The sequence below is a fragment of the Hominisplanchenecus sp. genome, from assembly GCF_046967715.1.
Classification (GTDB): domain Bacteria; phylum Bacillota; class Clostridia; order Lachnospirales; family Lachnospiraceae; genus Hominisplanchenecus; species Hominisplanchenecus faecis.
Genome location: NZ_JBKVNQ010000075.1, coordinates 1 through 10,146 on the forward strand (window position 1 = coordinate 1; position 10,146 = coordinate 10,146).

Annotated in this window: 5 protein-coding genes; all 5 read right to left on the reverse strand. The window is 43.0% G+C overall.

The window, feature by feature from the left end:
• Positions 1-58 precede the first annotated feature (58 nt).
• Positions 59-2,281: an ATP-binding protein gene (locus ACLTL4_RS10030; protein WP_412320487.1), complete on the reverse strand. Its 2,223-nt coding sequence runs from the start codon at positions 2,279-2,281 to the stop codon at positions 59-61.
• A 58-nt stretch (positions 2,282-2,339) separates the two neighbouring features.
• Entirely contained in the window at positions 2,340-4,118 is a 1,779-nt protein-coding gene (locus ACLTL4_RS10035) for an ABC transporter substrate-binding protein (RefSeq protein ID WP_412320488.1), read from the reverse strand.
• A gap of 76 nt (positions 4,119-4,194) precedes the next feature.
• Positions 4,195-7,170, reverse strand: coding sequence for a response regulator (locus ACLTL4_RS10040; protein WP_412320489.1), 2,976 nt, complete (start codon positions 7,168-7,170; stop codon positions 4,195-4,197).
• 5 nt (positions 7,171-7,175) lie between these two features.
• Entirely contained in the window at positions 7,176-9,026 is a 1,851-nt protein-coding gene (locus ACLTL4_RS10045; RefSeq protein WP_412320490.1) for an extracellular solute-binding protein, read from the reverse strand.
• A gap of 29 nt (positions 9,027-9,055) precedes the next feature.
• A partial coding sequence (locus ACLTL4_RS10050; RefSeq protein WP_412320491.1) for a hybrid sensor histidine kinase/response regulator occupies positions 9,056-10,146 on the reverse strand: 1,091 nt, incomplete at its 5' end.

Here is a 10,146-nt window from a genome sequence, read left to right on the forward strand (position 1 = left end):
GGCTACCTTAACCCACCGTCTAAAGCCAGTGGGATTGCGGTAGCCTTATTTCAATTTATTACTGTTCCATGACCTGCGTTTCGGTACACCCCCCCCCGGATTTTATGCTTCTTACCGTCTTTTCCAGCGTCTTTATATCAACCGGTTTTGAAATATGGGCATTCATTCCGGCTGCCAGCGAATGCTGGATATCTTCTGAGAATGCATTGGCTGTCATGGCAATGATCGGAATCTTCTTTGCCAGTTCATGGGAACTGCTGCGGATCGCTTTTGCTGCCTCATAACCATTCATAACAGGCATCTGCACATCCATCAGAATCATGTCATAGTCACCCGGGACAGACTGTTCAAATGCCTCCAGGATTTTTTCGCCATTTTCACAGATGGTACACGCTGCACCCTCAATCTTTAACAGTTCCATCAGAATTTCCGCATTCAGCTCATTATCCTCTGCACACAGGAAATGCATTCCCTGCAAAATATTGTCATCCGGCTCATCTGTTTCTGCCTGTGATGACAAAGAAACAGATCTGTCCCCGGCAATTTTCAGATCAATAAGAACCTCAAAACAGCTTCCCTGTCCCGGTTCACTCTCCACATCAATGGTGCCTCCCATGGCTTCAACCAGATTTCTGGTAATAGCCATTCCAAGCCCGGTCCCCTGTATCTTACTTGTCAGAGAATTTTCGGCACGGGTAAACGGATCAAAGATGGTATTTTTGAAATCGGCCGACATTCCCATACCATTATCACTGACTAAAAAGCGGTACTTTGCATAAACAGATGAATTTGATCCACATTCCTCTGCCAGAAGCAGGATTTCTCCACCTTCCTGTGTATATTTTATTGCATTGGACAACAGGTTGCTGAAAATCTGCATCAGATGAACCCGATCCCCATTCACCCACTCATGCCGGATGTTTTCTTTTGTAATTGTAAAAGTCTGCTTTTTTTCAGATATCTGAGAATGAAATATCGTGTCGAGTTCCTGTATAAAATCCAGAATAGAAAAATCAGAATACTTGAAAACCGTTTTTCCGGCTTCAATCTTGCTCATGTCCAGAACATCATTGATAATCCCTAACAGATGCTGTGAGGAAGTGTCGATTTTATCCGCATATTCTATTACCTTGCCTTTATTGCCGGCGTCATATCGGATTAATGACGTAATACCAATGATCGCATTCATCGGAGTACGGATATCGTGGGACATATTGGCAAGGAAACTGCTCTTTGACCTGCTCGCTTCCTGTGCCACCTGAAAAGCTTCCTCTGCCGCCTGTTTTGCCTGCCGCAGCTTTGTATTCACTGTTTCCAGCTTCGCATTATTTTCCTGTTCCACACGGATCGCTTCCTGCTGGTTTCTGTGCATAACAAAGGAAATCCCCAGTATAACGCAGGCTGCTACGATAACCGTAAAGATAACGATAAATATCGTGACAAAATTGACAAGTTTTAAGGTATTCGCAGCAACATATTCTGCCGGAACCAGAAAGATCAGGGTCCATTCGGCATTTTCCATTCTTTTTAACCCGTAAAAATATTCTATTCCATCCAGAACCGCATTCGAATAACTATATCCTTTTTCTTCCAGTTCCGCCTTTGTTTTGTCAAAAGAAGAATTGTGAAGATACTTCATGTTCTGCAAAACAGAAAATACATTATGCCCCTTGATCAGTTCCACCTGATTGCTGTTGAACAGTTTAGATCCATTATCATCCAGTACATACACACTGTTGTTTCCGCTATAAGCTTCGCAGTTAAAATATGGATTTAGCTGTTCCATGTCCTGGGCAATTCCAAAATAGAGAATTGAAGTTATCTTTTCTCCATTTTGAAGATGTATGGGCTCCGGCAAACGATTCAGAAATACCATCTTTGACTGATTATCCGTCATAGAATCAAAAACAAAACTGATCTTTTCAGGACTTTCTTCAAAATAATCCAGATCCCGGAAAAGTCCCCTGTTTCCGGATTCTGTATAATATCCGCCTTCTGAATCCACTGCCATCAACGTAATCTTCTGCTCTGCATATGCTGATAATTCATATTTCTTTTTCATGTGTCTGCAGAGTTCATCTGTAGTCTGTACGTTTGCATCTCTCAGATAATTACATTCTTCCGTTACCCGATTCCAATGGGAATCGATCACATCCTCCAGATTTTGAAACATCTGACGGGTAACCTCTTCCATCTGGTTTAATCGTTCTTCATAGATAATATCCTGGATATAAGTATGATACAGGAAAAAGAATGCAAGAAGCATCACTATACCAGTCATACAACAACCCAATATTAAGTTCCGGTAATTCTTTGCCTTCTGCATCCTTCTCCTCCGCTTATTTCCATTCAGCGTCTGCTTCACTTAAAGTTTCAAATTGCCCAAAAAACTCCTTTGCCGCATCCATACCCACAACACCACTGTCTGTCACTTCCGTTTCTGATGCCAGTTTTTCACTGATTCCGGAAATTGCAACCTGATAAGTCTTTCCATCCTCCAGTTCCATATCTTCAGGATTTACCAACATATATGGATAATTCTTGCCTGTACCAACTGCATCATAACCTTCTTCATACAATGCCTGAATCTGTTTTCCTGTCAGCCTGATTGTTTTAATCGTCTGTGACCAGCCAGTCGGAAGAATGATACATACATCATAGTCTGTAATATTCTTTGCATACAGTTTTCCGCTCACACCATCATTGTTCTGGTTCGTACCATTTCCACTGATCCATGTTCCAAGGGATATAAGAGCAACGTCACTTCCGGTTGCCTCGGCAAAGCATCTGCCCACCAGCTTTGCACAGCTTTCCTGTGAAATTTCCTCTGTAGCTGTTGTGATCACTTCCGGCTGATTATTTACCACGCTGTCCTGATCCTCATCCAGCTGATCTGCCACATCCTTTATTGATGCCTTATCCTGCATGAATTCCTGCATTTTGGTTCCGGTATTTACAATCGTATTTTCCCATCCGGAATAAATAAACGGTGTCGTATTCCCTGCATTGATAAAATCCGAAATATCTGCATAGAAGGTGTCATCTGCCTTTGCATCTTTGAAAGGAAGCAGTCCTGCTTTTAATGTACTGTCCGGATACAGGGCACTGGTTCCTTCTACCGTAGACAGCACCTTCATGACTTTTAATGCATCTTCAAGTTTCTCAGGATCATTCTCCAGCTTTTTATTCAATCCATAAAAACGGTTTACATTTAAAATAAATACATTCTTGCTTCCATCTTCAGACAGGTATGGCATCAGACCAAATTTGTCCGTTGTATCTTCTGATTCCATAATGCCATTCTGTGGTCCCAATAGAAACAGTGAATTTCCCTTTATAAAAGCTTCTCTTGTTTTACTATCATCTACCGGATCACTGTTGCTGCAGTCAAGCATACCGAGATTTTTCCATTTCTGGATATATTCCATGCTGTCCATCATGCCTTCCGTGTCACTGACATTTGCCTTTCCTGACAGGTAATCTTTCTGCCACTGTTTTCCAGACAAGGTACCAAGGAATCCCGCATCCGCAATATTACATATATACTGGAAGGCAGAACCCGGATACTGAATCTGTGCCATACATAACGTAACTCCTGCTTCTTTTGCTTTGCCTGCAAGTTCTTCAAGCTCTGTAAAAGATGTCGGCAGCTTCCAGCCATGTTGCTCAAGCAGTGTTTTATTGTAAGTGATTCCATAACAGTTGTACAAAGATGGAAGCATATAAAGTGCACCATCATCGGATACCTCTTTCAGACGTGATTCCACATAATTATCTGTAAAATCGTATCCGGAGAGATCAATCATCTTATCACTGACATCCACCACATCCGGCTTATAAAAAGTCTGTGTGCAGATATCCGGAAGATCATCTGCCTCTAGCATATTCTGCAGATAGGTTGTTGTATTTGACCCGCTATACGTGATTACTTCAAGATTAACCTCTGGATATGTTTTATGCACCTCTTCTATAAAGCTGTCCACCTCCAGATAAGGAGCCATAAACGTAATTGCTTCGTGTTTCTTTGATGTTTCATCTGTTTTCCCACATCCTGTAAGTCCTGTTGCTGCTATGCATGCCAAAATAAGACCTGCACTTTTTGCTTTTTTGATCTTCATATTTTTCTCCCGCTAAAATCATGATAGTTACATTTATGAAAGAACCTTATCCCACCAAACTTTTTACATTCGCTTTTCAAACGGAAGTTCTCTCTGCAAGATGACATTTCAGATGATTTTGCAGTGCACAGATCAGTTCTTCAATCACAATTGGTTTGGATAAGAAGCTGTCCATACCGCATTCCAGTGCTTTCTTTCTGTCCTCATCAAAAGCATTGGCTGTCATGGCAAGGATCGTAATTCCTGCCAGTGCCGGATCTGGCAGGGCACGGATCTGTCTGGTAGCCTCATATCCGTTCATTACCGGCATCTGCACATCCATCAGCACCAGATCATAATCCCCTGGCGTTGCATTTTTAACTTTTTCCACTGCTTCTGCTCCATTTTCTGCCGTATCAACTACAAAACCATATTCATTAAGGATCTCCACCGCAATTTCACTGTTCAGTTCATTGTCTTCCACAAGCAGTACAGACCTGCCTCTGAAATCCAGATCTGCTGCCGGAAAAATCGAAGTCTCTGTTTCAGCCTTCTTCTGACCGATGGCAGTCAGCAACGTCTCTCTGATGTCTGACATAAAGAGAGGTTTCGCACAGAATGCCGTTACCCCTGCTGCCCTGGCTTCTGTTTCGATATCTGACCAGTCATAGGCCGTCAGGATAATGATCGGCGTATCATCACCAAGACTGCGAATCTGACGTGTAACCTCAATGCCATTCATATCCGGCAGACGCCAGTCAATGATATAAGCATGGAATGCATCTCCAAGTTCCAGAGACTGCCGTGCACGCAGAACAGCCTCCTTACCGGAAAGTGTCCATTCTGAACGCATCCCAACCTTCACAAGCATCTTCGTCACACTGTCACAGGTGTTAAAATCATCATCGACAACCAATGCCTTCAGACCTTCCAGCTCTGCGATTTTCTCTGTGCGGCGGTGCTCAGGCTGAAATCTCAATGCTAGGCGGACAATAAATTCGGTGCCTTTGCCCTGTTCTGTCTGAACTTCAATCGTTCCTCCCATCATATCCACAATGTTCTTAGTAATGGCCATACCAAGGCCTGTCCCCTGAGTCCTACTGACGGTGGAAGTCCGCTCCCGTTCAAAAGGAGAAAAAATCTTCTGTACAAATTTCGGACTCATGCCGATTCCACTGTCTTTTACACGGATCTCATACAGACCACTGTCTTTTGTTTTTCCCGGGAACTGTTTCAGCCGAACGGAAACGGTTCCGCCGGCAGGCGTAAATTTGACCGCATTGGACAAAAGATTCAGCAGTACTTGATTCAGACGCGTCTTATCGCAATAGACGTCCTCATTCGTCACATCCATAGCATCCATATAAAGCTCCAGCTGCTTCGCATGGATCTGTCCACTGATAATGGTTTTCAGATCATGGAGCATTTCTGACAGACTGACCGCCGTTTCTTCCAGATGGATCTTTCCACTCTCGATACGGCTCATATCCAGTATATCATTGATCAGTGAAAGCAGATGATTGCTGGATGAAAGAATCTTGCCCAGATAATCCCTGACCTTTTTTTTATTATCAATATTGCTTACAGCCAGGGTCGTAAAACCAATGATCGCATTCATCGGAGTCCGGATATCGTGAGACATATTGGAAAGAAATGTACTCTTTGCCTTGTTGGCATTTTCCGCAGCATGGACCGCCTCATAGAGTGCCTGATTCATCTTTTTATCAGAGGTACGGTCAGACATAACCAGGATGTATTTCTTTTTCCCGTTTACCTCACTGCACATTGCAATATTATGAAACCATCGTTGTTCCCCTGTTTTCTGATGAACACATTCAAAATCCCCTTCCTTCTGTTCATCAACCTGGATCTTCTCCAGATAATTTTTCTTAGGATCTTCCGATTTTTGAGGATGCAGTTTCCCCAGAACACAAATATCTTTGCGGATCTGTTCTATGGTAATTCCCAGCAGCTTTTCCACATTCGGACTGACGTAATCTGTCTTATATGTTTTCGCATCCAGCATCAGGAAAACATCATCCACATTCATGGAAAGCTTCTGAAACAGCTCTTCCCTGTACAGGATCTCCGTATCTTTTTCCTTGAGGCTTACCCTGCTTTTCCTTAGTATCAGCCAGATAAAAAGACCGGCAACACTCAACACTACTATGCCTACAAGCATCATGGTACTGCGCTGCAGAACATTCATGCTGGCATTAACAATCTCAGCCTTTACAAGTCCCAGAAATACCCAGTCCTGAATTTCTGATTTTTCATAGACCAGATAATAGTTCTTTCCATCCAGGTTTACCAGCATCGCATCGGTATCTCCTGCTTTAAACTTCCCTGAAAGTTCAAGGATCTCTTTTTCCGGGATATTGGAATGCTCTCTGAGAATGCCAAAGAAATTATATGCATTTCCCCATTCCTTAAAAGAATGATCCACGACAACACGACCATCCGGATGAACAACATAGCTCTTTGCATTTCCATGAAAAGCAGAAATATCCAGTATATTTACAATGTCAGAATTTTCATAGGCAATCGCGATCGCATCGTATCCAAATCCCTGATAGTTTCCATGAGCCCTGGGACTGGCAAAAACAAGCATCTGGGATTTTCCGGGAACTACTGCATTCGTTACGATATCATTCCCGTTTTGGATCTCATCTTCAAAATTTTCCTGTAAATCAAGATATCCCGTTTCTCCGGTCAGCATTTTGTAGTTACCGTCCGTTGACAGAAAATAAAAATTTAAAAATCCGGCGTCTTTTTGTGCGTTCTCTATATAATCACGAATTTTATCTTCATCGGAAGTCTCCTGCAGATACGCCCCCCACATATGAAGATAGGTCAGATTCTTATCTGTCAGTTCCCTTAACATATTATCAGACTGGTGAAAAACCTCCGTCAGGTGGGAAACACTTTCTTCATAAACTGTTTTCGACACAAGCTTGAAATATCGAAAAACAGTCAAAACAATTCCCGCAAAAAGAAGAAGAAAGACCGCTGTCCTGAACCGTTTTTTCATGACACGTTTTTCTCTGTTTGTATTATGGTTTTTAGCTTTCATTCTTCTCACCTCAAAGTCAGGTAGTCTTCAGGCTCTGCAAGGACTGTATTCCCATCAGAAACATTTTCAATCCAGGTGTCTTTCACAGAGAACTCCCCAACATCAAATACTATATTTTTGCCTGTCGGATAAGCTTCCATGTGTTGTGGTGTCGCCAGACAGGTTACCATAAAAGTATCCGTATCACGGATTTCTTTTCCATCCTTTGCAACTTTACTCAATGTATAACCATCCTCTGTTTCCCTGATTTCCACAGAAATACCACTGAAGACTGGAAGCGATCCACGGTTAAACGTAAGGAAGCCTCCCGGATAGCCTTCTGCAAAATTTCTGACCGTCTCTTTCAGTTGTGCTCCGTCCATCTTGCAGCTGTAAGCCAAAAGACCATTTGGCATGATCATGTTTCCCGCCATTTTTTCTGTATACCCTGCTTTCAGCACATTTCCAGTAAAGCTGTTTCCTGCTGCGATCAGCACATCCGCCCCATAAATACCACGCAGAGTGTTTGCCATAACGGAATATGCCGCATTCCCTCCACTGCTGTGAAAGCAGTTGGAATAGGATTTCTGTGAATCCAGCACGATATCCTCCGAAGTGGATTTTTCCTCAAGAAGCTGAGAATTAAATGAGCGGTATGCCTGCCCTGCATCGTATTCTCCTGAGATCATCTTCGAAACTACGTCTTTGGAAACAGAGAAAAAGTCATTTGACGCAATGCGGATATACATATGGTTTTCTTCGATCACCGGTTTCACATCTTTTAGATATTCCGTAAGATGAAGATCCACATCCTGGCTGTAGCTTAACAGATCCTGTCCATCATAAATAATCCTGTTCTGTGCATCCTCGGAAAGCATTGTGTCCAGTACCTTCATCGCTTTCTGCCGACGTGTTTCATTCTGCGTCAGATCACGGTTCAGTGCCACCTGGAAATATGGTGTGGTCATCAGCCACTTTTCTCCATTCTCCTGAAAGAACGGCAGAAATGTTGTGTTAATCCCCTGATCCTGAAACATTTTTACACCGAAAGAGCTGCCAAAATACATGGCAAGCCTGCCGCTTTGATACATCTCAACCACAGAATCATAGTTCATATCCAGATCATCCAGACCCAGCCCTGTATCCTTTATGAACTGTTCCAGACGTTCAAAAGCCTCCGGCCAGACTGTACTGTCCAGACCTTCTTTCTCTGTATTATCCGGGTCACTGTAGGCGGTACGCCACTTACGTCCCGCCGCAGAAGACAGCTCTGACGCAGACAGCCCCTGCAGTGTTTCCATACACGTATAATCATAAAAATAGTCTGCACTAAACCCACGGATTCCCACCTTGTCAAATGCCTGGCAGGCAGAAACGAAGCTTTCATAATCGGTTGGAAGAGGGATATCGTACTTCTCAAAAAGGTCTTTGTTGACTACAAAACCATGTGCATCCGCACACACCGGAAGCCATTTTACGCTTCCATCCTCATTCTTAAAATTGTTGAGATATGTATCATAGACAGCACCTGCCGCATTGGTTGTGGAAAGATCCATCAGACTGTCTTTCAGCGGACTTGCATCATGCAGTGAAAAACGACAGCAGGTTATAATATCCGGCAGTCCACCGTTTTCATTCAAAAATCTGTAGAAATCCAGATCATTATTCCCTACCACAAATTCAATATTAATATCCGGAAGCTGTTCCTGGATATATGGTGCATATTTTTCATACAGATTTGTACTCCATAAATACACCGTGATCGTTTCTTCATCTTCTTTTTCTGCACTCTTTTTGCTACAGCCTGACAGAAGTGACATGACTGCCATCATCACAAAAAGTACAGAAAATAATCGGTTCCATCTTTTCTTTTTCAATATCATTCCCTTTCTGCGATTGTTTTCCACTAATCCACTGATTCATAAATCACCTTTACCAATAATTCCGGATCCACAGGTTTTGCGATATGTTCATCCATTCCTGCTTCTTTTGCTTTCAGTCTGTCCTCCGTGAATGCATTTGCCGTCATTGCAATAATCGGTATTGTCTTTGCATCCTCCCGCTCCAGAGACCGGATCATCTTCGTGGCTCCATAACCATTCATGACCGGCATCATGATATCCATAAGGATGACATCAAATTCACCCGGTTCGCTCTTTCTGAATATCTCAACAGCTTCCCGTCCATTCCATGCTTTTGTCACGTCAGCTCCTTCATTCTGAAGCATAAATTCCGCAATTTCCATATTCAGCTCATTATCTTCTGCCAGAAGAATATGCAGTCCCTTTATAGAAACTTCTGGTTTTTCTTCCATTTCAGCTCTGCCGCTCCTGCCTGTATCGATCCGGAACGGAACCCGGATCACAAATGTAGTCCCTGTGCCTTCTTCACTTTCAAAGGTAATAGTTCCTCCCATTTTTTCGATCAGCTTCTTTGTGATCGCCATTCCAAGTCCTGTTCCGGCATATTTTGTACGGCTTCCTGTATGTTCCTGTGCAAATGGTTCAAAAATATGTTTCTGAAAACTCTCTGTCATCCCGATTCCGGTATCCCGGCAGACAAATTCTATCGTTGTCCATTCCGACTGTTCTGATGGGATCTCACGGCAGCTGATATAGATCTGTCCGTTTGCCCTGTTATATTTCACCGCATTTGACAGGATATTCATCATCACCCGTTTTACATGCCCCGGGCTTCCGATAAGATCCCAGTGTGTGACTTCTTTTTTCTCCCATACAATCTGGATATTCTGTTCGGCAGCCATCTGATCGATCACAACAAATACTTCCCTTGAAATACGGATCAGATTGAATGGAATTTCTTCGAGCACCACTTCATCCGACTCAAGCTTACTCATGTCCAGCACTTCATTTACCAGTTCCAGCAGCAGATGGGATGCTTCTTTCACCTTTGCCCTGCATTCTGTCTGTTTCTCCATATCGTCTGCATAATGGTCTGCCATATTGACCATGCCGCAGATTCCATTGATCGGAGTCC